We start from the raw sequence: 26339 nt of genomic DNA on the forward strand, positions 1-26339 counted from the left end.
GGCCGGAACCGTTGGACCCGATTGTGGTGAACGGCCTGACAGAAGAGTTTGTCATCGACTACACACCGGAACTCAAACAGCAGGCGATGGAAATTCTGAGCGATTATCGAATAGGTGGTCTTTATGTGCCGCCGCTTCCTTACCCACACGGCCACGAATATCGCAATGTCATCGGATGTCTAGGTGGAGTGAATATCTACCATCCGCCTGTTGCAGATTCCACTACGGGAGTGATGTACGCGTCGCACAATCGAAGTTGCAGTGCGCCTTCGTTTCTCGTGCCGACGAACGGGGTAGACGAGGAGCGCGGGTTACCCGGGCAATCTCCGGAAGCGTGGAGGGGACGTGAGCGGCACACTGCCACCACGGGAACGACGGTGGCAGCGTGGGCTCCCGGGGGACCCCGTGAGTTCCTGCCGATGATTGACGGACTCCCGGTTTATAAGCCACTCTACCAGGCGCTCGCGGCCTACGACATGAACACCGGCGAAAAGCTTTGGGACATTCCGGTCGGCCCGACGCCTGAGCGACTGGCGAACAACCCACTTTTGTCTGGTGTCGACCTTTCGAACACGGGAGGTACTGGGTATTCCATCCAAATGGTGATCGGCGATCTCTTGGTCCAAACGACGGAGGACCTGCGCGGGGCGACTGAGATGAACGCGAATGGTCGACCACTACTGCATGCCCGGAACAAACACACTGGGCAGCTGCTTGCGAGCCTCGAAATTCCAATTCCTGGCCAGTACGGGATGATGTCCTACATGCACCAAGATAAGCAGTACATCCTGATGCAGGCGGGGAGTTGGCGACAGGGAGAACCGAGTTCTTTGGTGGCACTGGCGCTACCGTAAGCACACGCACGGAACCGTCGCCAGGTTGGCGGCAGACTGTTCGCTTGTTGGAAACACCGAAATCGACGGCGGAGGAGTGTGATGGCCGGTCGCCACGCGATTCTAGTCTCAACGCTTGCGCTTATTTGGGCCAGCTGTGGTGGTGGGGTAGCTTCCAGTCCAACGCTCACCACGCCAAGTTCCACGTCCTCTTCCACCACCGCATGGCGCGGCATTGTCATTGCTGACGAGAACCGGTGCTCTCCATACACTCCGGAGGATTACAGCTATTCGCAATCGGTGGAAGATGACATCATCGCTCGACTGGGTGGCATCTACAGTCCCTACACGGCGGAATGCTTTGGGGGTAAGACCCTAACCGATATTGAGCATATGGTGGCGCGTTCAGAAGCTCATGACAGCGGACTCTGCGCAGCCGACGATGGAATCCGGAGCAGTTTTGGCAGCGACCTCGACAACTTGACGCTGGCAAGTCCGTCCGTGAACCGTTACCAAAAGGGCGCCAAGGATGCGGCCGACTGGCTTCCTACCAATAACCGATGCTGGTTTGCCGCGACGATCGTTAAGGTGCGACTCAAATACGGCTTGACCATCGATAGCCTCGAAGCCGCCGCGCTTGAAGAGGTGCTGACCAGCTGCACTTCTCTGGAGCTTGAGCGGCCTGTGTGCGCTAGCGGCACTTAGCCTGCTCAATTTTCGTGCTTGTATACCTGCCCTGCCTTCATCACGAAGTCCACATTGAGAAGCTCGGAAATGTTCTCGAGGGGGCTCGCGGATACCGCGATGACGTCTGCGAGTTTCCCTGGTTCTAGGGTGCCGAGATGATCACTCTGGCCCAGTAACGCCGACGCGTTCACCGTGGCCGTCACGATCGCCTCCATTTCGGACAGCCCAATATCGACATACCATTCAAGCTCGCGGGCGTTCCGGCCGTGCGGAACGACACCGGCATCACTCCCTGACGCAATCTTCACGCCCGCGGCGAATGCTTCGGCAACCCGTCTGGGATGCTCTACGAGTGAACGTTCCAGCCGCATTCGTGTCGCGGGGTCACGCCTGTCAAGCCCGTTCCGAATCATGTCTTTGACCATGAGTGTCGGTACTATGTATCCGCCCGATTCGAGTAAGAGCTGGTAAGAGGTGTCGTTGAGCCAGGAGGCGTGTTCAATCGAATCCACCCCGGCCTGAAGAGCCAGATTGATACCCGCGGTTGTATGCGCATGGGCCGCCACTCTTAATTCCCTGGTCTTGGCTGTGTTCACGACCGCCTGCAGTTCATCGAGCAGGAAAACCGCTGGAGCCAGTTCATGCGCGCAAGGCTGCGACCCACTACAGGTAGCGTAGACCTTGATGAAGTCGGCCCCCATTGCAATTTGACGACGGACGGCTTGCCGGCACGAGTCCGCGCTGTAACAAGAGCCGGAACTGCCATCAGTGCCAATCCTGATGGTGTGCCCGGCCACGTAGAGACGCGGCCCTACGAGGTCGCCAGTTTCGATGCCGTCTCGGAGCGCAAAAATTGACCATCCGGACGACCCGGGATTTCGCACAGTCGTGTATCCGGCATACAAAGTCTTACGAGCGTTCCGAATGCCGAGGTTCATGCTATAGACGTCTCGTCCCGCCCCTACTCCAGGCAGCGAGGTGCCTCGCTCAGAAGTCAGGTGTACGTGCATGTCGATCAGGCCGGGAAGGACAAAGTATTCCCGTAGGTCGATGGTTTCTGCATTGTCGAGTGCGAGTGACTCAGGGGTCGCAAAGCCGGACACGATGCGGTCGATCCGGTCATTGTTAATGATGAGGGTTTGATTTCTCGCAGGAGGCTGTCCGGGAGAGGACAGTAGGGTGCCGGCGTGGATAACGTGCCAGCGACCGGAAACCTCCTGTCCCCATGAGGCGCTTGCGACCAGTAGGCTGACCAAGCCGAACACCGCCAAACTGTGACGTTTCATCATGCTTTCCCCCAGCGGTAGATTTTAGATTCCTGGCCGTAAAATGGCCACAACAGGTTCCGTCTGCTTACGTCTGTACAACACGACACGTTCGATAGGCAAGGATTCGTTTATCTTCACTTCCGTTGAATCTGCTCTGGGCCAGCGGTAGGATCAGTCGCTATGAAAGCGGACCAACCCAGTGCCACGGCTATTTTTGTTGCCAATGGAGTGTGGTGGGTGAGTAACCACCCATCACTCAAGGTGGAAGTGCCTGCGCTTTTGGGAGAGCTGAACCTCCAAATGGTCGAGCATGTGAATAGAGGCGTCGACTACAGACTGGGCAGGGCACTTCTTCAGGTCAAAGTTGGTCTGATGCAAGCCGTGGTGATGCGAGGTTTCTATCTGCACTTTGTTCTCAGAAAACGCAGCATAGAAAATTATGTGCGACAAGCAGTGCAGCAGCATGCTCATCAACTCATCGTGATTGGGGCTGGGTTTGACACGCTCAGTTTGCGAATGGCGCGTGAACATCCCGAGTTACGCATTATTGAAATCGATCACCCCGCCACTCAAGCCTGGAAGCGAAACGCCTTGGAGAAGGTAATAGCCGGGCATAGCAACGTTCACTTGCTCCCACTGGACCTCACGCAACAGACTCTGCAGCAACTGCTCGTGAGTAATGAGCACTATCAGCCTGGCGTGAACACCGTCTTTGTTGCTGAGGGTCTCACGATGTATCTCAGCAGCAAGGAAGTGCGGGAAATTCTCGCCTTCATCAAAGAGACCAGTGCGCCGGGGTCGAGGTTTATTTTCACTTACATGGAAGAACGCCGCCGCGATGATTTTCAATTCAAGTTCGCGTCGCGGTTGGTCGATGTCTGGCTGGCCATGAAAGGCGAACAGTTCACCTGGGGGCTCGGAGATGGTCAACTGGAACCGTTTCTCGAGCAATCAGACTTCCACCTCTTGCACTGCGCCACGCACAACGAATTACGAGAAGAGTTGCTTTCACCCGCTAATCGACAGGCCCGTTTGGCCGTGGGTGAAAACATCGCCGTCGCTCAGTGGAACCAGTGAGTCCGGCGGTGAAGTATCGGATTTGAACCCCCGTCAGGGCCGAGATAGACTCTGGCTGCTTAGCACTACCGCCGTATGAGGCCGGAGCGGAGTGGTCAGGTGAACCGCTCCGCAGCGTTCGTTCGAGGATTAAACTCGCGGTCTTTTGAGAGCTTTATTGCACGACCAGGCGGATCATCCCGTCGCGCTTGTTTAACAGAAAGACCCTGGATTCGGGCCCGACACCGAGGCGTAGGTCAGCGCGAGTTGCCACCTCCTGGCCTTCCGCCGTGTTTTTCTCCTGAATCATCTGCAGCAGCGTTCTTGGTCCCTCGCCGTTGTTGAACAGAATGCGCTGAATGGCTCCTTGGCCGCCGGTAGGGAGGTCGTCGGCGGAAAAAGCAAAGACCTCGCCGCTCGGGTTATCGCCGAAGAGGACCAGGTTGGCGAGCTGGGGAATTGCGGATGAGCGATAGACATGCACCCCGGTTGCGGCAGAACTGCGCTGGAGCAGGGGGTCGAGTTGCCCGTACTCGACCACGGGATACGCCATCTGAGGGTCTCCGCGCTGGTTCGTCAGGCTTACTGCGCGACGGCTAATAAACGCAAAGCTCCCTTCCCAGGCGTTCCAACCGAGATTTCCGCCAGACGTCACGAGGCTAACTTCCTCAACAATGTTCTGGCCGATGTCGGCAACAAACATGTTGCCGGTATTCGGGTCCCAGGCAAAACGTTGGGGGTTCCGTAGGCCCAAGGCATACACCTCGCCAAGTGTGTTTGGGTTGCCATCGTTTGCAAACGGATTCGTGGAGGGAATGCCGTAGTGGCCGTTGGTACTGTTGGAGCCCAGCGGGTCAAGACGCAGAATCTTGCCAAAGGCGGAGCTTAAATCCTGTGAGAGATTCAGGGGGTCGCCACCGCTACCGCCGTCAGCCGCACCCATGTAAAGCAATCCAAAATCTTGATCACTAGGCGACAAAACCGGGTCAAAGGCGAGGTGGCCGCCGTTGTGGTTGCGAAAGGGTTGTTCAAACCTGACCAGCTCACGTGGCTGGCCGCCATCGTAGGTCACGGCTTCAGGATCCTCAGCGGTCCACTCGAGTAACACGGTATCGTGCGTGTTACCGCCGCCGCCTGATGTGAAATCGGCCGGTGGTTGAGTGTCACTGGTGTCCGTGAGGGTGTAGAGCTTTCCGAACCCGGGGGTGTCAGTCTCATTAAACTGTGGATGGAACGCGAAGCTTTGAAAACCTTGTTCATTACGAGAGGCTTCGACGTTCACAGCCCAGCGCGGGGCGTGTAGGTCGAGATACAGGGTGACGGTGTTGCCGTCATAGCTAACACTGTAGAGCAGTCCGCGCATGTCATTGACGAACAGACGGCCGGTGCTCGGCTCATCGACCAGCAGCATCATCCGCGCTGCCTCCCTATCACTATTCGGGATCGTCGCGAACTCCACAAGACCGACTTCAATAGCGGGGTGTCCCTCGGTGATCGGTATCGCGTACGGGTCGTTGGTTGTTTGGGCGGAGGTGCAAGTGGCGATCAACACTGCAGCCAGTAACGTCGGTATCTGTCGCATCATGGCGTATCCTTTTCGGCCGATGTGCTCAAAACATGTAAAGGGGGTCATGGCGCATTCAGAAACGCCCTGATTTTATCAAAGGCACGGTCCTGTTCACACCGAAACGATTGGTGGCCGCACCCGTTATTAAAGACCAGCGTTTGTGAGTTGGTTAAGTTCGCGAACTCCAAGGCAGGGCCCGGGGTCACCATGTGGTCCTGGGTCCCGACCACCACGAGCATCTCTGCGGTCACAGCATCTGCTGTCAGTGCCCAGTCGCCATTGAAGGAGGTTGAAATGTCGTGTCCAATCATTGCGTGGAGTTGGGCGACCCGGTCATGAATGGCGAGGCTCATGCCCCCCGCACGCCCGTCTGCGATTAACGTGGCCCCCTGGTCGTGGGGGTCTTGTCGCGCATGAAAATCTGGGGAGTAAAGTGCCAGTTGGCTGATCATGCCGGCCAGTTCACGTGCGGTCGCTTCATTACAATCACAATCGAGGGCTTGTTCCAGCGCGGTTAACTCGGCTGTCCATAACAGCAAGTCGTAGGAGGCTAAACGTGGGGAGCCAACAATGGGCACGGCTCGCTCCATGAAATCTGGGTAGGTTGTCACCCATTCGTAAGTTTGCATGCCGCCCATGGAAATCCCCATGACCGCATGCAGATGGGTAATGCCAAGCACTTCGGTCAGTAATTGGTGTTGAGAATGCACCATGTCCCCGATGCTGACTTGTGGAAACTCCTGTTGCGCTTGGTGCGCACTCGTGGACGGGGATATCGAGACCCCGTTGGCCATGGCGTCAACAGCAATGAGAAAAAACCGCGAGGTATCGACGGCACCAACTGCATCGCTTGAGAAGAGGTCCTCGGTGTTACCGGTGAACCAGGTGGGAAACAAAATGGCGTTCGTGCGGTCGGCGTTCAAGGTGCCGGCAGTTCGGTAGGCAAGCGTAGCATCCTGAATGACCTCGCCGTTTTCGAGGGAAAAGTCTCCCAGGTTGGCAATCTGGAGCGGGGGAGTGTCGGCTGCATGCAGCGTAATCGAAAAGAGTAAACAGAGTAGCGTGAGTACAGAAGGCATAGTGGGGCGCTTTCTTTCGTCAGAAGGTTGCAGATGTGGACCGCGTTAATCCTCATACACGTAACGGTAGCGATTACGGGAACATTTTGGACGCTTCTGTCTTACTGACGCAAACTTTTTCTCCATTGCTCCATGGCTTCGATTCTGTAGTTGAGTTCCCCGGAGACCCCCCGAAGTTCCTCAATGCGTTGATAGGGTCTGTAAAGCAAGAACGTGATGACGACTGACCAAGAAAGAAAGCCCCAAATCAATACTTCAGTTAGCTCCGACCATTCCATGTGAGCTCCAGTTAGAGGATGTTGGTGCTAAGTAGTGTGCACAACACACGCATCTGAGTTCCTCGACCTAGGGCACGCGCTCGGAGTAGTTCACGCCCATATAGAGCCGCCTGACGTTTCCATCGGCGTCGAGTTCGAAGCGCGCCAACTCGCCATGTGGACCGCCACCGGTGCCTTCGATTTTGAAGGTGTGTTCACCGAGTGGCCGGAGTGTCGACTTGCCAGTTAGCGGGTCGTCGCTACGCGGTGAGATGACGACCAGTTCCTCGTTGAGGACCATGACCTGTCGCTCGCCCCCGCGCGATCGATACACGCCGACATACTGCGTCCATGAGGGGTCGGCTGTCGCTGGTGGTGTCGGGCTCGCCGTGGCGCGCACGATAGCCGGGGCAAGCCACTCGAACGCTTTGTTCACGTAGCGACCCGGGTTACCGTCACCGCCGTTCGTGAACACGACGACACCGACGTTCTCCGTCGGGCTCAACTGCGTGCTCGTGCGGTTACCTGGATAGGAGCCGCCATGGCCGATGAGGTCGCGGTCCTCCCGGTGGGAAATGGAAAATCCCCAGCCGTTGCCGCCCCGCCAATTCTCTCTCAGCCAGTGGACACGTTGCATCTCGCGCAGCGTGTTAGCGCGAAGTACCTCTGTGGTGGGTTCTGCGCGAAGCCGCATCTGCCATGAGAGAAACCTCAGCATGTCGTTGACGCTCGACGAAAGCCCTGTCGCCGGGTCGAAGGAGCGGGCATCAACGAACGGCATTACATCCCGTGGTTTGTCAGGCCAGCGTCGCCCATAGCCTGTGACCAGGCGCGCCCGGTGTGCCGCACTTGGCACACCCACACTCGAAGAGGTCATGCCCAATGGCGCCATGATCTCGGTTTCCACATACTCCTCGTACTCACGTCCGGAGACGGTCTCCACGATCGCGCCCGCCAGGGAGAGGCCCAGGTTTGAGTATTTCCAAACCGTCGCAGATGGGTAGGCCGTCTGCTGTTGTGAGACGGTCTCGCGCAGGTCTTCACCAGTGGGAAATTCGAACTCCGTCCAGGACGGATGGTCGGACTCGCGCGGCAAGCCGGCCGAATGGGTCAAGAGATTCCAGACCCGGATTGGCTCGGCCTCGGGATAGGGATTCTGTATGTCGAACCACGGCAAATGGTCAGTGATCGGGTCGTCAAGCCGTAGTTTCCCGGCGTCGCGCAACTGCAGGATGGCGATGCTGGTGAACAGCTTCGAGTGCGACGCGATGCGAAAGATTGAGTCGACCTGCATTGGCAAGTTGCGCTCAACATCCGCCTGACCGTATGCCTGGGACCAGACCACCTCCTGGTCGTGCACAACGCCAATAACGAGACCAGGCAGAGAGATCTCCTTCATCTGCGCCTGAATCCAGACGTCCATAACCTTAATCTGCGAAGCCACCTCGGGATGGTCGGCCACCTCTTGGGCAGTGGCCGAGGCACTACAGAGGCAGGCGACGACGGCGACGAGCGACATCAGTTGTTTCATCACAGCTCTCCGATTCGGAATTACTGGGGGTTCGCTTCAAAAAGTGTTCTACCAGTCGTGTCAGACAGTGTCAGATTCGGGCCACCCACATCATGAAGTCTGATTCTAAGTTGTTCGGTTCCGGAGGTGTCAAAGAACGAAACGTTCGCTCCTTGTTCACTTGTCCCGAGACTCAATCGAGAGTTCCCGTTGCCATTATAGAAGACCAGATGTGCGCCAGAGTTGTTGGTAGATTGCTCGCCTTCGTCTTCCTGAATCGTGCTCTCCCAGCTCTGGAGACGGGTGTAGAGTTTCCCATCGACCCCATAAATATGGAGACCGGTGGCGTCGAGCACCCGGCTGGCTTGCAGGGCTGACGTCACAACTGCGCCCGTGGCGGCCGCCAGTATTACGCCGGTCAGGATGACAATCGTGTAACGGCTAGTCATCTCTCCTCCTCGCATCTGCGTTCAGAGCACCTACGGTGATTCGTATGTGCGACATTTTGGCACAAAGTGCCACATGCCTCACCCCACGTTGAACCGTTTCCCAGCCAGCGATAGAATTTGGCCTGCCAAGACCATCGGTAGCGTGAGAGAGTTCCGATGCCCGAGTCAGGGTGAGTTGAGGAAAGAAAATTATGGCCAAATTCAGTAGACGTAAATTTCTGTCAGTTAGCGGTGGCAGCTTTGGTCTTCTTGCGACGACCGGCGGTCGTCCGAAGGCGGCCGAATCTTTGAAGCCAAAACACAGCCAATCGGCTGCCAATGCCTCAACGGTCGATGTCGCGGTTATCGGTGCCGGAGCATTTGGTGGTTGGACGGCGCTCTACTTGCGTGAGATGGGCTTATCGGTTGCGTTAATTGATGCTTACGGCCCGGGCAACGCGCGCGCGGCGTCTGGTGGTGAAACCAGACAGATCCGCGCGGGATACGGTGAACGAGAGATTTACACCCGGTGGGTGCTTGAAGCGTTTAAGCGATGGGACGCTCGGCAGGAGGAGTGGGGTGGACTCCCGTTGTTCTACCGCACTGGTCAGCTTTCACTGCAGCGGCAATGGTCGAACAACCTCAGAGCTACGCAGCGGGTTCTGAACAAACTCGGAGTCGAAAACGAAGTGATTGAGCCCGATGAACTAGCCCGACGGTATCCCCAGTTCAATCTTGATAGGATTGCGTTTGGGCACTACACACCCAGCACAGGGGTCCTAATGGCAAGGCGGGGTTGTTTCGCCGTGGCCCAAGACTTCGAGCGCAAAGGTGGTGAGTTCATCCTTGCGAAGGCTCAACCGGGACGGCACGCGGGCAGCCAGTTACAGGAGGTCACCTTGTCGACGGGACAAACCATTGCTGCCGGTCAGTTCGTGTTCGCCTGCGGGCCCTGGCTGCCAAAGGTGCTACCGACTCCGATGAAAGGTCGGTTAGCAACACCGCGACGGGTGACCTTTTGGTATGGTGTGCCAGCCGACGACAGGCGCTTCAGTTATCCGCACTGTCCCAATTTTGGAATGGCGGGTGTGTATGGGTTTCCCAGTATCGAGGGGCGGGGTCTGAAGTTTGCAACGGTCTACGATAGCATCCCGTTTGATCCGGATTCGGATGAACGACTCGTGAATGACCATGAAGTGGAGCGGGCACGCGAATTCTTGCACCAATGGTTCCCGGCGCTGCTCGACCAGCCACTGTTGGAATCTCGCGTGTGTCAGTACGAATCGAGTGTGGATGCGCATTTCATCGTTGACCAGCATCCCGACATGGAAAACGTCTGGATTGTCGGTGGGGGTTCCGGGCACGGCTACAAGCACGGCATTATGCTTGGTGATTACGTCGCGCGGCGCGTCACAGGCAAAGCGACCGATCCCGTACTAGACCGAACCTTTATACTGAAGCAGGAAACCTTTTAGGGGAACAGCGATTTCGAGACAAGGACCCGTTTGGCAATACCATTAATTGGCCGGCAAGCTATCGGACGTCCGTCTTCACGTTTTAAGAAGTCTGGGAGACAATCGCGTCAGAAACCGGTAATTAACACACACTAGTAGCCCAGGAGGCACCCATGTCCATGTATTCACGCAAAGAGTTCCTCGGCCTGAGCGCGTTGCTAGCCGGAGGTGTCGGGTGTGCTGGAGTTCCAGAGCTCGGAAATCAGGATATGACCAGCGACCATGGACAGCAGCCGGACCTTGCTGTGGTCAATGGCCGTGTGTATACGGTCGACGACGGGTTGCCACAGGCCGAAGCCTTCGCGGTCAAGAACGGTCGCTTCATGGCTGTTGGTAGCAGTGATGACATTCGAAACATGATCGGTGCGAACACCGAGGTCATCGACGCCGAAGGCATGACGATCACGCCAGGCTTCATTGATACCCATTGCCATCCGACTGGCGTGAATGAACTCTATGGCGTGAACACCAACTTAACCACGGCGGCGGATATTCAGGCGGCGATTCGCGCGAAAGTGGCCGAGACGCCACCTGGGTATTGGGTGAATGGTTTCATGTTTGACGACACGAAGGTCGTCGATGGGCCGCTGCACCGGACCCATCTCGATGATGTGGCACCAGAGCACCCGGTCAATGTGGCACACCGTGGTGGACATACCAACTGGTACAACAGTAAGGCGTTCGAACTGGCCGGGATTTCTCGCGACACCCCTGACCCCGAGGACGGGCGCTTTCAGAGAGATGCCGAGGGTAATCTGAGTGGTATGGTGGCCGAAAATGCCCGCCAAGTCTTCAACAGCGTTGGCCGCCGAGACACGTTAACTGACGAACAACAGCGGGACCGTGCGCGCGAAGGCATGGCCCACATTTCCCAACTGCTTACTGCTGCTGGGTTGACCACTGTTCATGATGCCGGGGCAAACCGAAGCAAACTGGTCGCCTATCAGGATGCCTATGCCGCCGGCCACCTCCGGCACCGTGCCTACATCATGGTCCGTGGTCCATATGAGGAACTGAGGAATGCTGGGGTCTACTCCGGTTTTGGTGACGAGTGGGTGCGGATCGGCGGGGTCAAATACACGGCTGACGGCTCGGCTTCTGAACGGACTATGCGGATGAGCACGCCATTCGAGGGTCGGCCTGACGATTACGGCATCCTCACCATGTCGCAAGAGGAGATTCACGAAGTGGTAGAGGATGCCCACCGACACAACTGGCAGATTGGCATTCACGCCAATGGTGATGTGACGATTGACATGGTCTTGAATGCCTATGAGCGAGTGTTGGAGCGGTGGCCCCGCCCTGACCCGCGGCATCGGATCGAGCATTGCACCTTGGTGAATTCAGCCCTGCTCCAGCGCATCAAGAACACCGGCACCATTCCAACGCCGTTTTGGACCTACGTCCATTTCCATGGTGAGAAGTGGAATAACTACGGCGCGGAGAAACTCGAGTGGATGTTCGCGCACCGGTCATTCCTGGATTCCGGAATTCAGGTGCCGGGCGCTTCCGACTACACACCGGGGCCCTTTGAACCGCTCATGGCCATGCAGAGCATGGTGACGCGAAAGGATGTCAATGGGCAGGTGTGGGGTGCTAATCAGCGAGTGACAGTAGACGAGGCGTTGCGAATCGCCACGATTAACGGGGCGCGTGCCTCCCGTGAAGAAACCACTAAGGGGTCAATCACGGTCGGTAAGTTCGCTGATTTCGTCATCCTTGAGCGTGACCCGCATGTGGTGAATCCGGACGAACTTAAGCAGATCGCAATCGTGCGGACGGTAACAGGTGGCCGGACTGTCTACCCAGTGATGTCCTGAGGATTCAAGGCCTGATTGCCATGAGCGATCGCCACGCACGACACATCGTCGTCGCTGTGCTTACCATTCTGGTGCTGGGCATGGCGGCGTGTGCGCCGCAGGAATTCACATCAGAAGAAATTAAAAACCTGGAGATCGACGGCCTCCGCGCACTGGCTGAACAGGGGCACGCCGCTGGGCGGGTCGAACTCGCAGGGAGATACCGCGATGGTCTGGGTGTCGAGGTGAATCAGGCTGAGGCGTTCAAATGGATGCGCATGGCGGCGGACCAAGGCGAGGTCGACGGGCAGGTTCAACTCGGTCTTATGTACTCTCGGGGCACGGGTACCCAACGGGACTTCGTGAAAGCCCACATGTGGACCAGCCTCGCGGCGTCCCAATTATCTGGGGAGAGCAGGGAGGATACAGCCCAAACTCTGACCGCCCTTTTCGACGTGATGACCTCTGCTCAGATCGGCGAAGCCGAATATCTCGCCCGTGAGTGGGAAGATGCGCACCCGCGTGAGCCATGAGCTCAGACGTTGAAGCTACCCGAAGCCAGCGGTAGACTCTAATCCTCAAGGACCGCCGTTGGGGGCAGCAGCATTCTCGACCTGTCGAGGAGGATTCGATGCATGTTCTGGTGCGTGTTGGAGTCACAGTGTTGCTCACCGCACAAGTTATCTCTGCCCAGATGCTGTCCCGTGACACGCTCGATATCTACTGGATCGACGTCGAGGGCGGTTCGGCCACGCTCATTGTGACTCCGAACAGCGAGTCCATTCTGATGGATGCCGGGTGGCCCCGTTCCGACGACCGAGATGCCCAACGCATCCAGGCGGCGATGACTGACGCGGGTATCGACCGTCTCAATTACTTCATCACCTCTCACTTCCATGCTGACCATGTCGGCGGGCTTACCGCGCTCGCTAATCGTGTCGTAATCGATCAGTTCATCGATCACGGTGACAGCGTTGAAGACAATCCTGAGCTGTGGAATCCCTACCTGGCCGTGGTCACCGGGAAGAAACGACGCAGTGTGAGCCCTGGGGATACCCTGCCCATTCCGGGGCTAGAGTTCATGTTCGTGACCTCTAACGGCCAAACGCTGCAAGCAAGTTTGTCACTGAGTGAGCCGAATGCGCTCTGTAACGAGGCCTCTTCACCCGTGCCAGACATGGGCGAGAACGGTCGGAGTGTGGGTTATCTGTTGTCGTTCGGTTCGTTTCAATTCCTAAACCTCGGCGATCTCACCGTCGATCGCCAGCATGCCCTTGCCTGCCCAGTAAACACCCTTGGCACCGTGGACCTTCTTCAAGTGCCTCACCATGGGAACGACCTAGCCCCAGAGTTACTGTGGGCCCTCATGCCACAGGTGACCATCAGTAGCCAAGGGCCACACAAGGGTGGCAGTGCCGACGGCTTCGAGATCATCTCGCAGATTCCAGAGCTCGAAGATATGTGGCAAGTGCACCGAGCGCTCGACACGGACGACGGGCATAACACCGAGGCACAATTGATCGCCAATCATACTGACGAAGACGGGTGTTCAGGGCACTGGCTTAAAGCGACAGTGCGCCAAGATGGGCGGAGCTACACGGTGCTCAACGGAAGAAACGACAGCCGGCAGGCCTATATTTCGCGGTAGAACGCTGGACAGACAAACTGATTATGATACGGCGGTGCCACGGTTGCGGGCACGAGGAGCCTTTAATGCCAAAACTTAGGATCCCAGCAATGCTAGCGTGCTTTGCGTTGTTCTCAATTTCGAGCATTGCAAGAGCACAGCCAACAGTTGAAAATCCGTTTACATCAGCTCAGGACGTGTCTGCGGGCATGAAAACGTTCCGCTCACATTGCATTACCTGCCACGGTCGTTCTGGACTCGGAGATAGGGGGCCCAATTTAACTCTCGGTTCCTTTCGGCATGCCGTCGATGACCCGGCCATGTTTCGAGTTGTCCGCCGAGGAATCCCTAATACAGATATGCCGGGCATCTACGCTAATGAGAAATCGATTTGGCAAGTTGTGGCTTACATTCGTAGCCTCGCTCAAGGCCAAGGTAGTGCGCCCCCTTCAGGCGATCCAATAAACGGAGAACGCATTTTTTCTACGCAAGAAGACTGTGCACTATGTCACACCGTCAATACGAAGGGCGGCGGTGGAGGAGCGCCTGACCTGAGCAATATCGGGTGGCAGCGGTCAGTGGCATATTTACAGAGAGCTCTAACCGACCCCAATGCTAACGTTGACCCTGAGTGGTGGGGGATTCGCGTTACGCGGACGACCGGTGAGATAACGAGCGGTTGGCGTCTCGACGAGGACACCTTTTCCATTCGACTCTTAGACCCAGATCGAAATCTTCTATCATTTTATAAAGACGACCTGTTGGCATTCGAGCGATTAGAGGACTCTCCCATGGCCAGTTACGAAGACATCCTCAGTGCAGAGGACATGGACGACCTCGTCGCTTACCTGCATTCACTGGGAAGGGGAACACCGTAATGCAATCACGACTCTATATAACAGTTGGATGCGCTTTACTTCTTTGGGTTTCCCCCGGCTATGCCCAACAACCGACCCCGCCCAGTGGTTCCCCGGTGACAAGCGAACGGCTTCTAAACGCGAGTGAAGAACCCGAAAACTGGTTAATGTACTCCGGTCAATACAACAGCCAACGGCACAGTCGTCTGACGGCGATAGATAAGAGCAACGTTGATCAACTTGAAGTGAAGTGGGTCAAACAACTCGAGACCCTTGCGGATGTCGAAACGACACCGCTGGTCGTCGATGGAGTCATGTATCTCACGCAGTCTCCGAGTAACGTGATTGCTTTAGATGCTTCGACCGGAAGTCACTTTTGGACCTATGAACATACGTTGCCCGAAAAGTTGACTCTTTGCTGTGGAAGACAAAACCGCGGGGTGGCAATACTTGGGGAAACGCTGTTCCTGGGAACGTTAGACGCCAAACTTATTGCCTTGGACGCAAAAACGGGTACGGTGCAGTGGGAGGCGCAGAGCGCCGACCCGGCAACTGGTTATAGTAAAACGGCCGCCCCACTCGTGGTTGGGGACAAGGTCATCAGTGGAATTGCAGGTGGAGAATACGGCATCCGGGGATTTCTCGATGCCTATGATGCACACACTGGTGAGCGAGTCTGGCGTTTCTACACGATTCCTGGAGAAGGTGAGCCACACAATGACACCTGGGAGGATGACTCCTGGAAGACTGGTGGTGCGCCCACCTGGATCACTGGAGCCTACGATCCTGATTTAAATCTTGTGTATTGGGGCACGGGCAACCCCGGGCCGGATTGGAACGGTGAAGCCCGGGAGGGTGACAATCTCTATTCCGACTCCGTGATAGCCCTGGACGCCGATACGGGAGAATTAAGATGGCATTTTCAATTTACCCCACATGATGTGCACGACTGGGATGCGACACAGATTCCTATTCTCATCGACATCGAGTTCGATGGACGCCCACGAAAACTGATGCTATTCCCGAACCGGAATGCTTTTTTTTACGTGTTGGACCGCGTGACAGGCGAGTTTCTGCGCGGGACACCTTTTGCAATGCAGACGTGGGCTGAACGCATTGATGAAAATGGCCGGCCGATTCGTATTCCCGGGATGTTGCCAAACGAAGAGGGGGTGCTTGTATACCCGTCAATCAATGGGGCAGCCAATTGGTGGTCCAATACCTATAGTCCGCGCACTGAACTACTCTACGTAGTGACCTACGATGGTGCCGACACCTTTTATATTGGTGAAGATGAGTATGTGCCAGGAGAACTGTTCGTTGGAGGCGGCGGAGAACGCTACGTGCCACAGGAGACGTATGCGAGTATGATTCGCGCCCTTGAACCGCGCACCGGAGACACTCGCTGGGAATTTCCATTACAACCGAAGACGCAATCAGGACTATTGTCAACAGCCTCTGACCTGGTCTTCGGAGGAAGCGTCGACGGGTTTTTTTATGCCCTAGACGCGGTCAACGGCACAGAGCTCTGGCGTATAAATGTCGGGGGCAATGTGAAAGCGGCTCCGATTTCCTTTATGGTGGGCTCCGTTCAATACGTCACCGTTGCCGCCGGGAATTCAATACTTACGTTTGGCTTGGACTGAGCGCTGGATGCCGGTGTGAAGGATTTATGTAGGGACTGGATCCTCCAGGAACCACAATTTCCCTAATTGCAAGACGTTAAGAGATGCAGCGTGCAGTCAAGATTCTTGTACTCAGTAGCGGTCTGCTTGCCGTTGCGTGTGGAGGGGGTAGCGGCGGTGGCAGTTCGCCGACAGCGCCGAGTGCTACAACCACGTCCACGTTTACTGGGACCGTCACCAATATTGTGACCGGCGCGGTGGTCTCAGATGCCACCATTACGATCGGCACCGTCTCGGCGACGAGCACGACTGACGGCACGTATAGCTTGACGGTCACGGCGGCCGGGACCCCAAGTTTTTCGGCGGCGGCATCCGGCTTTTTCACTCGCGTATCGGTAGTATCGATGAGTGGGTCCAAAACCATCAATCCGGAGATTATTCCTCAAGGAGATGGCTTCAACCTGGCGGTTTATAACCAGCGGTTCCGTGACAACAATAATCGAGGGACCGCGCGCTGGACCTCGCAACCAACTTATGTAATTTTTACCCAGGAATTTGACTGCATCGAACTAACAACTGACGGCAATGCATGTATGAAAATGCAAGCGAAGGAGGCGAACGCTCCTGCATTTTTTGAGACCAATGTTCGGGCCTCCATTGCCAAGGCGGCGCAGTTGACGGGGAACGTAATCGGTGGGGCACCGATTACAACGAAGACACACCCAGTTGGCACCATCTTATACGGTGGCGATTGGGGAATGACGGTAGGTACTATCAGTTTTATACATCTAACAGGTCTCTATTCGAGATTCAGTGCCGGTGCGTGGGGTGACCCGAACGATAAAGTTAATTTGAGTTATAGCGGAGATAAATCTCCATCCGAACGTGGCACCTCTCACGACTTCGGCATTCACCTGCACGAGGTTGGGCATGCACTGGGTTATGGTCACCCGGACGGGGCTGGCAACATGCTGGAACCTGGCATTATGGGCCCGTTTCCGTATCAGTTCACTAGCGTCGACGAATTACATGGCAGGATTCTATACAAACGGCCAAATGGCAGTTTGACACCTGACCGCGATCCGGCCGGAACCACGATCAATTAAGCATGAAAAGATTGACCTGGGTCTAGCTGCGACCCCGGCACGTTAACCCCTCCGCCTCCCCGCTGATTAGGCTCGTGCTCTGAGGGTTATGATATAAACCCACTCGGAGCGTCCTCGTTATGGACAGACGAACTCTACTCAAGACCGGGGGAATGGCCGCACTCGGGTTCGGCATCGCGGGCTGTGCCACCCGGGTAATGCGCCCAACCCGCCCGGCGTTCACCTTGGCGCCGATCAGGGCGTCTTGGGATCGCGTCATCCGGACCACGGTCGGCCTGCGTCCGCACCGCCCGTCTGGATTTGTTCTGCGAGTCGAGAAATTCGATTCGCAGACAGTAATACACAACTATGGTCACGGCGGTGCCGGTCTCTCCCTGTCCTGGGGCACCGGTGCAATGGCCGCTGATTTCGCCGTCGAAGCTGCACAGAGCAACCGACGCGCTGCCGCCGTTCTTGGGTCAGGCGCGGTCGGCTTGGCCACGGCGAGACAGCTCCAGCGCCGCGGTTTCGACGTCACGATCTACGCAAAGGCGATTCCGCCCGACACCACGACGAACAAGGCCTGGGGCGGTTTTACGCCAACTTCAGGGCTCGTAGCCGGTCGGAGTTATACGCCGGCGTGGGAAGCACAGTTTAGAACCGCGGTCGAAATCGCCTATCGAGAGTTTCAGTTGCTCGTCGGTCCGCGCTATGGCGTCGCGTGGCTGGACAACTACAGCACCATGGAAGAACTTCCTACGGCGGAATCTGAGGCAAGGCGCGAACGGGAAGGGGCTAGGCTGATGCCGGCCAACCTTCAAACAGGCCGTGAGATCCTTTATTCAGGCGAGCATCCGTTCCCCACTCGATACGCGTCTCGCCGGTCGTCGCTCCGCATCGAACCCTCACTCTATCTCGAAGCAATGCTGAGAGAGGTTCGCCTGTTTGGAGGGGGCATCGTTATCCGTGAGTTCAACACACCGCGCGATCTGCTGACGGTCAGTGAGTCCGTGATCGTGAACTGCACGGGGCTTGGGTCGCGTGACCTTTTTCGCGATGAGGAACTGATTCCGGTGAAGGGGCAACTCACCTTCCTCGTTTCACAGCCTGAGGTCGACTACCAGTATGGCTGCATGCCGCGGTCCGACGGCATTGCGCTTGGCAGCACTAGACAGCGAGGCGTCTGGACGCTAACGCCTGACGAGGTCGCGCGACAGCGTATTGTCGATCGTGCCATCGAACGGTACTCGTGGATGCGGTCACCCGAACTGGGCCAACAAGTGATGAGGTCGGCCGCGCCGGCAGAGGCTCCCGGTATTGAAAGTTTTTTTGACGACGACTCCTAGACGAACATCCCGGCGAATCTTGTCTCTTTGGGCGAACGGCAGCCTAACACCAGACACCGACCCCTCGGGAACGACCATCAACCAGGGTAAACGCAGTTAATCGCCTAGCGTCGTGCTCTCCCATCTTGAATTGGCGTGGTATCAGGCATAAACCGATTGAGGATCGTGTAGACGGGGCAGAATTTTGTGAACGGACTCGCTATTTGAAGCGCAGCCACTCCAACAGCTATATAGATCCAATTAACGCCAACTTGATTGGCAAGGACCACGGAGACTAAATACATAAGTCCCACGATCCCATCATGGACCTGCACTTTCATAATCTCTCGTTCACTCATGAATCCTCCTTTGCACTCGTGTTCAACATGCGATTTCGGCGCTAATAATGTTACCGTACGACTCGTGAGGGGAAGGTGGAGCCGAGGGGCAGAAGTGAACTGCCGACACCATGGTTGTCAGCCTTATCCAGCCGGCTGTGCTAACGCCTCTTTACTGATCTTGCATGGCTGCGCTAAACGGTTCGGGCGATATTGACCAAAGAATCACTCTTCTTTGTAATCTTGTTCTAGAATTCCCTTTTCTTTTAAAGTTCTTATTAGTTTTCCACTCTTACAAGTGCCACTATTCCCATCATTCCGAAAACGAATCCAATGACTGCTAATCCCTCCACCACACCTCCCGTTTCATTCTCCAGCTTCAACCTCCGCAATCCTCCAGATCGGTGAAGTCTATTCGCCCTCCGTCTGGGACAGTCTCCCTGTGGTCGCAGACAATCGTAGCTCCGGTTGCTGTATTGAGCCTGTATACCCGTGTAAGGCTGACTAGCCGCGCATCATCTCCCACTCCCCATGCCCACATTGTTGCGGCTGCGATCTGATACCGTCCGATTTCATCCTGCTGTGCTGACGTGTTCTGAGAGGACAGCATCCCGATTACGAACGCGATGAGCAGCATGCCGACGATCCACACTTTATTCGTCATAACCCCTCCAGTTGATTGCTCATACGATAACGCCTTCTGACCGCTGGTTCTAGTTGCGACGCTTCGGCGTTGAACCCTCCACCAAGCAGCGGTTGACTCGAGTTCTCCAGGTGATCGGGAGCCTTGATCAGATGCAGGGCAGCATTACTGCGCTGACTATTTCTGAGAAGGACAAGGCGGCTATTCGGTGGGACAACACCGCCAAGCTGTTCGGTTTTTAACGCACCCTCGCAGTCAGCGCCTATGTGATGACTGGGACATGCTGACGACAAACTCGTAGATCAACACAAGCTGTTCATCCGCGACAGTTTCTTCCTCTTGACCAGGCATTTCCCCGATCCCTTCTCTCACGATGCTTTTAAAATCAGGGTAGTCGCGTTCCATCGGGATGAGCGAAGGGCCATTGGCACCGCGTGCGCTTGGCCCATGACACATGACGCACCCCGCGTCAGAAAACGCCTGCTTACCTTGGGGAGTGTCGTCAGGTCGGGAGATAAGACCCGCGTCCAGCTTTGTCGCGCATCCAGCGGATACCAGATACGTGAAGAGTAGTAATGCCAGTATGCCGAAACGCGCCATGGTTCACCTCTGAATTAATATCGCTATATTTAGTCATTCGGGAATAGACTCGGTTGCTAACCAGCCATATCTACTCCACAGTGACAAACTGCTAGTCTGTCGTTGTCGAGTAATTTACAACAGTTAATTAAGAGGAGAAGGTAATGGTGAGAAATAGGATACAGGGTGCTGTTTTCCTAATGGCATTATTAGCTTTATTTGCTGCCCCAATGGCCAGTGCCGATGACCTGGATGATGTTGAAGCCGTAATTAATCAATATATCGATTCAGAAGGCTTTGATTTAACAGAACAAACAAAACTCATGGCTAGTGATCGTACCTATATTTCTGACGGTATGATCTACTCAAATAACGAGAAATCCATGGCCTTGCAAACCGCCGGTAACAAAGTAATTACAACAGCAAATCCTGACGTTCAAAGGATCGCTACCATTGAAGACTTAAAGATTCGCCTAAATGGCAATGCGGCTGTTGCGAGTTTCTACAGAACAATAAATGACACAAATAGCGTAGAGAATGTTCGCGCTGGACAAAATGCGATGATTACCATTTACCAAACTGCAACGATGGTGCTATTTAAAGTGAATGATGATTGGAAAATAGTGCACACACACTTATCCCCAACCAAGTAATTTTCTCCTGCTAGCAGTGATAGCCAGTCAATCCCTGGCTATCACTGCTCAGCGTTAAACCCTCCACCAACCAGCGGTCGATTCTAGTCTTCCAGCAACATCGTCGGCGGCAGTGGGGGTAACTGAAACTGATGAATGAAAGAGAGAAAAGAGAGACCGATGAATCCTGAGCATAAGAAAAACGCATTGCGAATGATTCCCTATGGCTTGTACGTGTTAACCGCACAGTCTTCCGATGGCCAGATTGCAGCCGCGACGGTGAACTGGGTAACTCAAGTGTCCTTCGAGCCACCACTCATCGCCGTCGGCGTAAAGGTTGGCTCGGGACCACACAAGGTGATTCCCGAGGCTGGTGCGTTCGCACTCAATATTCTGGGCAAGGATCAGCAAGCAGCTGCATACACGTTCTTCAAACCAGTCGTACCTGAGGGGCAGACGCTCGGAGGCGAACCGTTTAGCGCGGGAAGCACAGGCGCGCCCGTGTTGGAGCGAGTGCCGGGATATGTTGAGTGTTCTCTGGTGGAAACGGTGGAAAAAGGGGATCACGCGATCGTTGTTGGGAAGGTCGTTGATGCTGGAGTGTCCGAAGAGCTTTCGGGGCGACCGGACAATCTCACGCTGACGCTCAAAGACTTGGGAGAGAAGATCTATTACGGCGGGTAGATAGCCCGTAGATGATCTTCATCAGCAACGTGAAGACCTGTGAAGGAGAAGTGGTGCCGAGGGGCAGAAGTGAACTGCCGACATCACTATTTTCTGTCATGTGCTACAAAAGAATATGCTACTGGTACCTTAAAGCACACAAACCAGAAGCCTATCAAGCCAACTAAGCCCACAAGAATTCTTATTTCTGTGATTTGAACAGCAAAAAACACTGCGTAACTCACGAAAATAACTATCAGGGCCAGTGCCATGATCTTAGCCTTGAGAGGAATCCCTTTTCCTTCACGATAATCTTTCAGATATGGCCCGAAGGTTCTATTTGTAATCAGCCGATCGTAAAGTTTTTGAGAGGATCTAATAAAGCAAGCAGCAGCCAGAACTAGGAATACAGTTGTTGGCAGGCCAGGCACGATTGCTCCAATGGCTCCCAGTCCAACAAAAAGACAACCGACAGATATCAAAAGAATTCTAGCGAGAGGGTTTGCAACTATTTTTGCGAGATGAATATCTTGGTCTTTTTCCATTGCGGTTGTTGGATAATCCCGATTATAGAATCTAATTCCTATAGCCTTCTGCTATTTATTATATTTCTTCGTTTGCGAACATCGCCACAACTCAATAATCGCCGTATCTAAGGCGTCGAGGCCACCGACATATCGATTGTACCAAGACTTGAATACGTTAGTGTCGCCCTATCACCAGGAAAAACGGATTCTGTATAGGCTACAGAACCAGTGATAACAAAATCACCCGCACTTAATTGATAGCCGTAATTAAGCAATTCGTTTGCAAGCCAAACAACTCCTTGAATCGGATCACGTCCCAACGTCCACGAAAAGCGCCCTTCCACGATAGTTTCGTCATTGACAGCAAGCGACACCCGCTCGTTCATAAAATCAACTTCGTCAACGCCAACCCGATTCGAACCAAAAATCACGCCGATGTGCCAGACATTGTCAATAATCCCGTGATTATGACGATTGGGCCAATCCGAGATCGGTTGCTCGCCTCCAGCCGGCACCGTAAGAGATTCACTGCCATAGGCTGCCACGCGCGGTGCAATTAATTCAACGGCGCCAGCGACTTCTGCGGTTGCTTCGATCACGTCTTCCCGGGTCACCGTAGGTCCAGGCAAGTCCTTATCCAGCCAGAACACAACCTCCGCTTCGAGGCCAGTCTTACCATTGATCAAATGGTCTAGCGACACCTCACGGCCAAGCTCCAACACGTTGGACGCCATAATGTGTCCAAACGCTGGATCGATAGCAACACGCGGATTGGGTTGATTAGACCACCCAATTTTCCAGCCTACCCTCGCCTCTGTCTGCTCTCGATGCTCCAACCGCAGACGCTGGATGTCGTATGCACGAGTACGGTCAATATCTGGAAAGTGCTGCGTTAACTCCGTCGAAGTAGTTTGATTGCCCATAACCCAGAGCATGTGTTGCATGATGTCTTCATCGGTCGCTTCTGGTGTAAGCGTTGACACATCCGGCTCGACCAGTGACGATTCGACGATTACATCTTCAACGGGTGGTTCTGCACCACTGCACATAGTCATACTGAGCGTTACAACTACCATTCCAGTAGCTTTCACCCAAAACCACCCGACCATCCACACTTTGTTCGTCATAACCCCTCCAGTAGACTGCTCATACGATAACGCTTTCTGACCGCTGGTTCTAGCGGCGACCCTTCAGCGTTGAACCCTCCACTAGTCGCGTCGTAAACACCAAGCCAGACTCCACCCAACGACCGCCAGCCACGATGCGTTCCTCGAACTGGCCTTCACGTATGACGTTGATCATACCCTCAGCACCAACGAAGGCTACAGACTTGGGTGCGGGGTGCGCTCTGGCGACCGCCACTCGCATCGGATGGACGCCGTCGGGGACATGGGGGCAAGATCCATCGGCCACTGACTCCGACGTGCTGTCTGGGGTCGCAAGACTACAACGGGGGAAAATGAGATGCGGAACTACCTCGGATGGCTGTTCCTGATGACGCTCGCGGTCGTGGGCTGGCTGTCGTGGTCGGGCGCCCGAGCGCAGCAGGAGCGCCCGGCGGGTGGCGCGCCTGCTGACACGTATCTGCTCCAGACGCGAGGAACGGTGGCTCCTGCGGGCGCCGACAGCGATTTCGGGTTGGGTGCCAGTCACGTCTCCCAACTCCTGCCGTTTCCACCTGAAACGAAGGGCGCACAGGTGCCGTTCGATCTCTGGCGGTACGCCGGCCGGGGCGCCAGCTCGTTCACCACCCCCGACCTGCCGATGCCCTGGGACGAGTGGCTGCGCTTCAATCAAAATCGGAAGCCGGAGCTCATGAGGGAGGTCCGTGCCCATATGGACGCCCGGTACGATTTCACGGGGGAGGCGATCGAGGGCGTCTACATGTCAGGCGGTTGGAAGCCGGTCATGCGGGGACCGGTCGCCAGACTGCCCGAGGGCGTGGTTTCCTGGGCAGCGCTGGCGACGCTGTCGGCCGACGAGATCCGAAGCCGGGAGCTCTTTCCCTTCACGCCGCTCGCGCACCCCCTGCATGCGACTGGCCACATGTTGTTCCCGCAGTCTTGGACGGCCGCGCATCCGGAGCACCAACGGATCGACGTCGATTTCGACATCCCGGACGCCTATCTCCCGGAGCTACCACCACCGCTGTTCCTGAGCACCCACCGGGAGGAGGGGGACATTACCCGCGGACGGGAAATCACGCTCGGCAACTACTTCGAGATGTTCAATGGGTTTCTGACACCCGAACAGATGGAGGGGCTCAAGGAATTACTCAATCCGGCCCCCGGAACGTGGTTCAACTACACGACCCATCGCGTGACGGCGGAGCCAAGCCAAGGAGTGTCCTGCCTCGCGTGCCACGTCAACGGCCACACCAACGGCGCGATCGAGCTGGGGCCGGACTCGCGGCCAACCCTAGCCCGGTTACGCGTCGACACGCCGACGCTACGCGGTAATTACAACCTGATGCAACTGTCCTCCAAGCGCTCGATCCGGAGTCTGGACCACTTTGCGGAGGTGGAGGAGTACTTCGACGGCGCCACTGGCACGATCGGCGGCGGGATTGGCCCAGTGGCCCGCCAGCGGCAGGTGACCAACCGGATGGGGGACTTCATGGCGCTGGTCGATTACCCACCGGCGCCCAAACTCGATTCCTTGTATCGCCTCATCCCCGAGCTGGCCACAGCGGCTGAGCTGCGAGGCGAGGCACTATTCAAGGGTAAGGGGCAGTGTGCGGTCTGTCACTATGGACCGGCCTTCACCGATGATTACATGCACGACTTGCGGGTCGAGCGCTTCTACCCTGGGCGCCCCGAGGGGCCGATCAAGACGTTCCCGTTACGTGGTATCAAGGACAGCCCGCCGTATCTACACGATGGCCGTCTCCCAACGTTGCACGACGCCGTGGAGTTCTTCAATCTCGTAATGGAGCTCAAACTGTCGTCGTCTGAGAAGGAGGACCTGGTCGCGTATCTGTTGTCGCTCTGACCGCCGCGATTCCGAAACGTATGAAAGTTGAGCGCCGGAGAAATCAAGAGGGCACCGATGAGACACGTTAGTCGCGCTGCGACCGGCTCGATGCTAGGCTCGATCGCCGCTGCCTGGCTCCTCGCTCAGATGCCGCTCCACGCGCACGTCAAGTGGTTCAGCGAGTTCGACTTCTCCGACCGGCCGCTGACATTGCCCGAAGCGGTCACGCCAACGTTCCTCGCTCTCGCCGGCCTGAGCATGGCCACGATCGCCCTGTTCGTCTATCTCGATCGCCACCTGGCGACCGCCCTCTGGTACACGCGGATCACCGCGTGGCTCGTCGCACGCCGCGAGCACAGCGTGCTGGTGATGCGGATCGGCCTCGGCGCCACACTGCTGCTCTCGTGGCAGGCGGGCACGTTGTTCGTGCCGGAGCTCGCGGTCGGTGAGTGGATCGGCTGGGTCCAATTCTTGGTGGCCTTCCTGCTGCTCTTCGATGCGGCGGTTCCGATAGCCGGAGCCGCCGTAATGGTTCTGTTCGGGGTGGGCCTGACCCAGTACGGGGCCTTCCACATGCTGGATTACACCTTCTTCATCGGGGTGGGGTACTACCTCGCCGTCAGCCGTTCGGAGAAGCCGACCTTCCGGGGGTCGGGTGTTCCTGCGCTGTATACGACGCTCGGGTTCTCCCTCTGCTGGGCCGCGCTCGAGAAGATCATCTATCCGCAGTGGAGTGCCTACCTGCTCGACGTGCACCCACAACTGACGCTCGGACTGGACCCGAGTTTCTTCCTCATCAGCGCTGCCTTTGTCGAGATAAGCCTGGGGTACTTGCTGATCATCTGTCTCCTGCAACGCCCGCTGGCCCTGCTCATCACGCTGGTTTTCTTTTTGACGACCGCGGTGTTCGGAAAGACCGAGGTAATAGGACACACCATCATTCACACCGCATTGATCGTTTTCCTGCTCGAGGGGCCCGGCGAGCGCTATCGAGCACCGATCGCGTTCCTCGAACGGGTCCGTCCCCGACCAGCCTTCGCCGCCGCGACTTTCGCACTCCTGCTCGTGATCCTGATCATCCCCTACGTGTACGTCGCCCAACGCACCTACAACCTGAACCTTTCAGCGTCTGGAACCGTCGCTCTGGTCGACCGTCCAGCCGTGGCTCCGGGCGAGCCGCGTGTCTTCTTCATCGAGCCGCAGGACGGAGCGACGGTCGAGAGCCCGGTCTCGTTCCAATTCGGAGCCGAGAACTTCACCGTCGAAGCACTGGATACCAGTCCGGGCCACGAGGGAGCCGGACATTACCAACTCGGTGTCGACACCGACTGCCTCCCTCCGGGCACCGTGATCCCCGAGGGCCAGCCCTGGATCCATTTTCCTGACGGGACGTCGGAGATTCTCGTGCAGCTCGACCCGGGCGCTCATCGCTTCTGCCTCCAGCCGGGTGACGCTGAGCATCGAACC

27 protein-coding genes are annotated in these 26339 nt (G+C 56.2%); 15 read left to right on the forward strand and 12 right to left on the reverse strand.

The features are described 5' to 3' along the window. Both QGH09_06685 and QGH09_06690 read left to right on the forward strand, forming a co-directional pair. The coding region (locus QGH09_06685; protein HJO17865.1) for a hypothetical protein at positions 1 to 854 on the forward strand (854 nt) is incomplete at its 5' end. An 81-nt stretch (positions 855 to 935) separates the two neighbouring features. Then, positions 936 to 1538, forward strand: a complete 603-nt coding sequence (locus tag QGH09_06690; GenBank protein HJO17866.1) for a hypothetical protein — start codon at positions 936 to 938, stop codon at positions 1536 to 1538. 5 nt (positions 1539 to 1543) lie between these two features. Here the strand turns inward: QGH09_06690 and QGH09_06695 are convergent, their stop codons facing one another. Then, entirely contained in the window at positions 1544 to 2809 is a 1266-nt protein-coding gene (locus QGH09_06695) for an amidohydrolase family protein (GenBank protein ID HJO17867.1), read from the reverse strand. 159 nt (positions 2810 to 2968) lie between these two features. Between QGH09_06695 and QGH09_06700 the strand changes: the two genes are divergently transcribed. Beyond that, on the forward strand, positions 2969 to 3865 hold the full coding sequence (locus QGH09_06700) for an SAM-dependent methyltransferase (GenBank protein ID HJO17868.1): 897 nt from the start codon (positions 2969 to 2971) through the stop codon (positions 3863 to 3865). Between the two features lie 154 nt (positions 3866 to 4019). Here the strand turns inward: QGH09_06700 and QGH09_06705 are convergent, their stop codons facing one another. From QGH09_06705 to QGH09_06725, 5 genes are all read right to left on the reverse strand, one after another. Next, the gene (locus tag QGH09_06705; GenBank protein ID HJO17869.1) at positions 4020 to 5429 is read right to left on the reverse strand and encodes a PQQ-dependent sugar dehydrogenase; all 1410 of its coding nucleotides are present in this window, start codon (positions 5427 to 5429) and stop codon (positions 4020 to 4022) included. Positions 5430 to 5473: 44 nt separating this feature from the next. Further along, positions 5474 to 6490 (reverse strand): alpha/beta fold hydrolase, encoded by a 1017-nt coding sequence (locus QGH09_06710; protein ID HJO17870.1) that lies wholly within the window; start codon positions 6488 to 6490, stop codon positions 5474 to 5476. 101 nt (positions 6491 to 6591) lie between these two features. Then, positions 6592 to 6768: a hypothetical protein gene (locus QGH09_06715; protein ID HJO17871.1), complete on the reverse strand. Its 177-nt coding sequence runs from the start codon at positions 6766 to 6768 to the stop codon at positions 6592 to 6594. Between the two features lie 67 nt (positions 6769 to 6835). Further along, on the reverse strand, positions 6836 to 8278 hold the full coding sequence (locus QGH09_06720; GenBank protein ID HJO17872.1) for a serine hydrolase domain-containing protein: 1443 nt from the start codon (positions 8276 to 8278) through the stop codon (positions 6836 to 6838). Between the two features lie 20 nt (positions 8279 to 8298). After that, on the reverse strand, positions 8299 to 8706 hold the full coding sequence (locus tag QGH09_06725) for a hypothetical protein (GenBank protein ID HJO17873.1): 408 nt from the start codon (positions 8704 to 8706) through the stop codon (positions 8299 to 8301). A gap of 191 nt (positions 8707 to 8897) precedes the next feature. Between QGH09_06725 and QGH09_06730 the strand changes: the two genes are divergently transcribed. From QGH09_06730 to QGH09_06765, 8 genes are all read left to right on the forward strand, one after another. Further along, positions 8898 to 10160, forward strand: coding sequence for an FAD-dependent oxidoreductase (locus QGH09_06730; protein ID HJO17874.1), 1263 nt, complete (start codon positions 8898 to 8900; stop codon positions 10158 to 10160). Between the two features lie 152 nt (positions 10161 to 10312). Further along, positions 10313 to 12019 (forward strand): amidohydrolase, encoded by a 1707-nt coding sequence (locus tag QGH09_06735; protein HJO17875.1) that lies wholly within the window; start codon positions 10313 to 10315, stop codon positions 12017 to 12019. A gap of 20 nt (positions 12020 to 12039) precedes the next feature. Beyond that, positions 12040 to 12531 (forward strand): tetratricopeptide repeat protein, encoded by a 492-nt coding sequence (locus QGH09_06740; GenBank protein HJO17876.1) that lies wholly within the window; start codon positions 12040 to 12042, stop codon positions 12529 to 12531. 98 nt (positions 12532 to 12629) lie between these two features. Further along, positions 12630 to 13646, forward strand: a complete 1017-nt coding sequence (locus QGH09_06745; GenBank protein ID HJO17877.1) for an MBL fold metallo-hydrolase — start codon at positions 12630 to 12632, stop codon at positions 13644 to 13646. A 65-nt stretch (positions 13647 to 13711) separates the two neighbouring features. Then, the gene (locus QGH09_06750) at positions 13712 to 14503 is read left to right on the forward strand and encodes a c-type cytochrome (protein ID HJO17878.1); all 792 of its coding nucleotides are present in this window, start codon (positions 13712 to 13714) and stop codon (positions 14501 to 14503) included. Further along, a complete protein-coding gene (locus tag QGH09_06755; GenBank protein HJO17879.1) occupies positions 14503 to 16128 on the forward strand; it encodes a PQQ-dependent dehydrogenase, methanol/ethanol family in 1626 nt (541 codons plus the stop codon). The genes QGH09_06750 and QGH09_06755 overlap by 1 nt, the downstream gene beginning before the upstream one ends. Positions 16129 to 16211: 83 nt before the next feature. Continuing rightward, positions 16212 to 17213: a hypothetical protein gene (locus QGH09_06760; GenBank protein ID HJO17880.1), complete on the forward strand. Its 1002-nt coding sequence runs from the start codon at positions 16212 to 16214 to the stop codon at positions 17211 to 17213. A gap of 119 nt (positions 17214 to 17332) precedes the next feature. Continuing rightward, the gene (locus tag QGH09_06765; GenBank protein ID HJO17881.1) at positions 17333 to 18538 is read left to right on the forward strand and encodes an FAD-dependent oxidoreductase; all 1206 of its coding nucleotides are present in this window, start codon (positions 17333 to 17335) and stop codon (positions 18536 to 18538) included. A gap of 104 nt (positions 18539 to 18642) precedes the next feature. On the opposite strand, the gene QGH09_06770 is transcribed toward QGH09_06765, so the two are convergent. From QGH09_06770 to QGH09_06780, 3 genes are all read right to left on the reverse strand, one after another. Then, on the reverse strand, positions 18643 to 18876 hold the full coding sequence (locus QGH09_06770) for a DUF2892 domain-containing protein (GenBank protein ID HJO17882.1): 234 nt from the start codon (positions 18874 to 18876) through the stop codon (positions 18643 to 18645). Between the two features lie 358 nt (positions 18877 to 19234). Next, a complete protein-coding gene (locus tag QGH09_06775; protein ID HJO17883.1) occupies positions 19235 to 19519 on the reverse strand; it encodes a hypothetical protein in 285 nt (94 codons plus the stop codon). 234 nt (positions 19520 to 19753) lie between these two features. Beyond that, the gene (locus QGH09_06780) at positions 19754 to 20098 is read right to left on the reverse strand and encodes a cytochrome c (protein ID HJO17884.1); all 345 of its coding nucleotides are present in this window, start codon (positions 20096 to 20098) and stop codon (positions 19754 to 19756) included. 143 nt (positions 20099 to 20241) lie between these two features. Here QGH09_06780 and QGH09_06785 point away from each other — a divergent pair, with 143 nt between their 5' ends. Together QGH09_06785 and QGH09_06790 are read left to right on the forward strand one after the other, a co-directional pair. Beyond that, positions 20242 to 20730 carry a hypothetical protein gene (locus QGH09_06785; GenBank protein ID HJO17885.1) on the forward strand — a complete coding sequence of 163 codons (489 nt, stop codon included), beginning with the start codon at positions 20242 to 20244 and terminating at the stop codon, positions 20728 to 20730. A gap of 159 nt (positions 20731 to 20889) precedes the next feature. Continuing rightward, a complete protein-coding gene (locus QGH09_06790; protein ID HJO17886.1) occupies positions 20890 to 21393 on the forward strand; it encodes a flavin reductase family protein in 504 nt (167 codons plus the stop codon). Between the two features lie 86 nt (positions 21394 to 21479). Here the strand turns inward: QGH09_06790 and QGH09_06795 are convergent, their stop codons facing one another. The 3 genes from QGH09_06795 to QGH09_06805 form a co-directional block, all read right to left on the reverse strand. Further along, entirely contained in the window at positions 21480 to 21917 is a 438-nt protein-coding gene (locus QGH09_06795; protein ID HJO17887.1) for a YbaN family protein, read from the reverse strand. 107 nt (positions 21918 to 22024) lie between these two features. Continuing rightward, the gene (locus QGH09_06800) at positions 22025 to 23026 is read right to left on the reverse strand and encodes a hypothetical protein (GenBank protein ID HJO17888.1); all 1002 of its coding nucleotides are present in this window, start codon (positions 23024 to 23026) and stop codon (positions 22025 to 22027) included. 49 nt (positions 23027 to 23075) lie between these two features. Next, positions 23076 to 23312: a hypothetical protein gene (locus tag QGH09_06805; protein HJO17889.1), complete on the reverse strand. Its 237-nt coding sequence runs from the start codon at positions 23310 to 23312 to the stop codon at positions 23076 to 23078. Between the two features lie 51 nt (positions 23313 to 23363). Between QGH09_06805 and QGH09_06810 the strand changes: the two genes are divergently transcribed. Together QGH09_06810 and QGH09_06815 are read left to right on the forward strand one after the other, a co-directional pair. Continuing rightward, positions 23364 to 24890, forward strand: coding sequence for a hypothetical protein (locus QGH09_06810; GenBank protein ID HJO17890.1), 1527 nt, complete (start codon positions 23364 to 23366; stop codon positions 24888 to 24890). A 57-nt stretch (positions 24891 to 24947) separates the two neighbouring features. Next, positions 24948 to 26339 (forward strand): DUF4399 domain-containing protein (locus QGH09_06815; protein HJO17891.1); only part of this gene is annotated, 1392 nt, incomplete at its 3' end.

The organism is Vicinamibacterales bacterium (assembly GCA_036012125.1).
Classification (GTDB): Bacteria; Acidobacteriota; Vicinamibacteria; order Vicinamibacterales; family UBA823; genus UBA11600.

Excerpts from the sequence above, each read along its gene's own strand:
- QGH09_06730 (HJO17874.1), top strand. The coding sequence starts at position 8,898 with ATGGCCAAATTCAGTAGACGTAAATTTCTGTCAGTTAGCGGTGGCAGC.
- QGH09_06725 (HJO17873.1), bottom strand. The coding sequence starts at position 8,706 with ATGACTAGCCGTTACACGATTGTCATCCTGACCGGCGTAATACTGGCG.
- QGH09_06765 (HJO17881.1), top strand. The coding sequence starts at position 17,333 with ATGGACAGACGAACTCTACTCAAGACCGGGGGAATGGCCGCACTCGGG.
- QGH09_06700 (HJO17868.1), top strand. The coding sequence starts at position 2,969 with ATGAAAGCGGACCAACCCAGTGCCACGGCTATTTTTGTTGCCAATGGA.
- QGH09_06720 (HJO17872.1), bottom strand. The coding sequence starts at position 8,278 with ATGAAACAACTGATGTCGCTCGTCGCCGTCGTCGCCTGCCTCTGTAGT.
- QGH09_06775 (HJO17883.1), bottom strand. The coding sequence starts at position 19,519 with ATGACGAATAAAGTGTGGATCGTCGGCATGCTGCTCATCGCGTTCGTA.
- QGH09_06715 (HJO17871.1), bottom strand. The coding sequence starts at position 6,768 with ATGGAATGGTCGGAGCTAACTGAAGTATTGATTTGGGGCTTTCTTTCT.
- QGH09_06780 (HJO17884.1), bottom strand. The coding sequence starts at position 20,098 with ATGGCGCGTTTCGGCATACTGGCATTACTACTCTTCACGTATCTGGTA.
- QGH09_06710 (HJO17870.1), bottom strand. The coding sequence starts at position 6,490 with ATGCCTTCTGTACTCACGCTACTCTGTTTACTCTTTTCGATTACGCTG.
- QGH09_06755 (HJO17879.1), top strand. The coding sequence starts at position 14,503 with ATGCAATCACGACTCTATATAACAGTTGGATGCGCTTTACTTCTTTGG.
- QGH09_06785 (HJO17885.1), top strand. The coding sequence starts at position 20,242 with ATGGTGAGAAATAGGATACAGGGTGCTGTTTTCCTAATGGCATTATTA.
- QGH09_06705 (HJO17869.1), bottom strand. The coding sequence starts at position 5,429 with ATGATGCGACAGATACCGACGTTACTGGCTGCAGTGTTGATCGCCACT.
- QGH09_06795 (HJO17887.1), bottom strand. The coding sequence starts at position 21,917 with ATGGAAAAAGACCAAGATATTCATCTCGCAAAAATAGTTGCAAACCCT.
- QGH09_06735 (HJO17875.1), top strand. The coding sequence starts at position 10,313 with ATGTCCATGTATTCACGCAAAGAGTTCCTCGGCCTGAGCGCGTTGCTA.
- QGH09_06800 (HJO17888.1), bottom strand. The coding sequence starts at position 23,026 with ATGACGAACAAAGTGTGGATGGTCGGGTGGTTTTGGGTGAAAGCTACT.
- QGH09_06770 (HJO17882.1), bottom strand. The coding sequence starts at position 18,876 with ATGAGTGAACGAGAGATTATGAAAGTGCAGGTCCATGATGGGATCGTG.
- QGH09_06790 (HJO17886.1), top strand. The coding sequence starts at position 20,890 with ATGAATCCTGAGCATAAGAAAAACGCATTGCGAATGATTCCCTATGGC.
- QGH09_06760 (HJO17880.1), top strand. The coding sequence starts at position 16,212 with ATGCAGCGTGCAGTCAAGATTCTTGTACTCAGTAGCGGTCTGCTTGCC.
- QGH09_06745 (HJO17877.1), top strand. The coding sequence starts at position 12,630 with ATGCATGTTCTGGTGCGTGTTGGAGTCACAGTGTTGCTCACCGCACAA.
- QGH09_06695 (HJO17867.1), bottom strand. The coding sequence starts at position 2,809 with ATGATGAAACGTCACAGTTTGGCGGTGTTCGGCTTGGTCAGCCTACTG.
- QGH09_06810 (HJO17890.1), top strand. The coding sequence starts at position 23,364 with ATGCGGAACTACCTCGGATGGCTGTTCCTGATGACGCTCGCGGTCGTG.
- QGH09_06750 (HJO17878.1), top strand. The coding sequence starts at position 13,712 with ATGCCAAAACTTAGGATCCCAGCAATGCTAGCGTGCTTTGCGTTGTTC.
- QGH09_06740 (HJO17876.1), top strand. The coding sequence starts at position 12,040 with ATGAGCGATCGCCACGCACGACACATCGTCGTCGCTGTGCTTACCATT.
- QGH09_06690 (HJO17866.1), top strand. The coding sequence starts at position 936 with ATGGCCGGTCGCCACGCGATTCTAGTCTCAACGCTTGCGCTTATTTGG.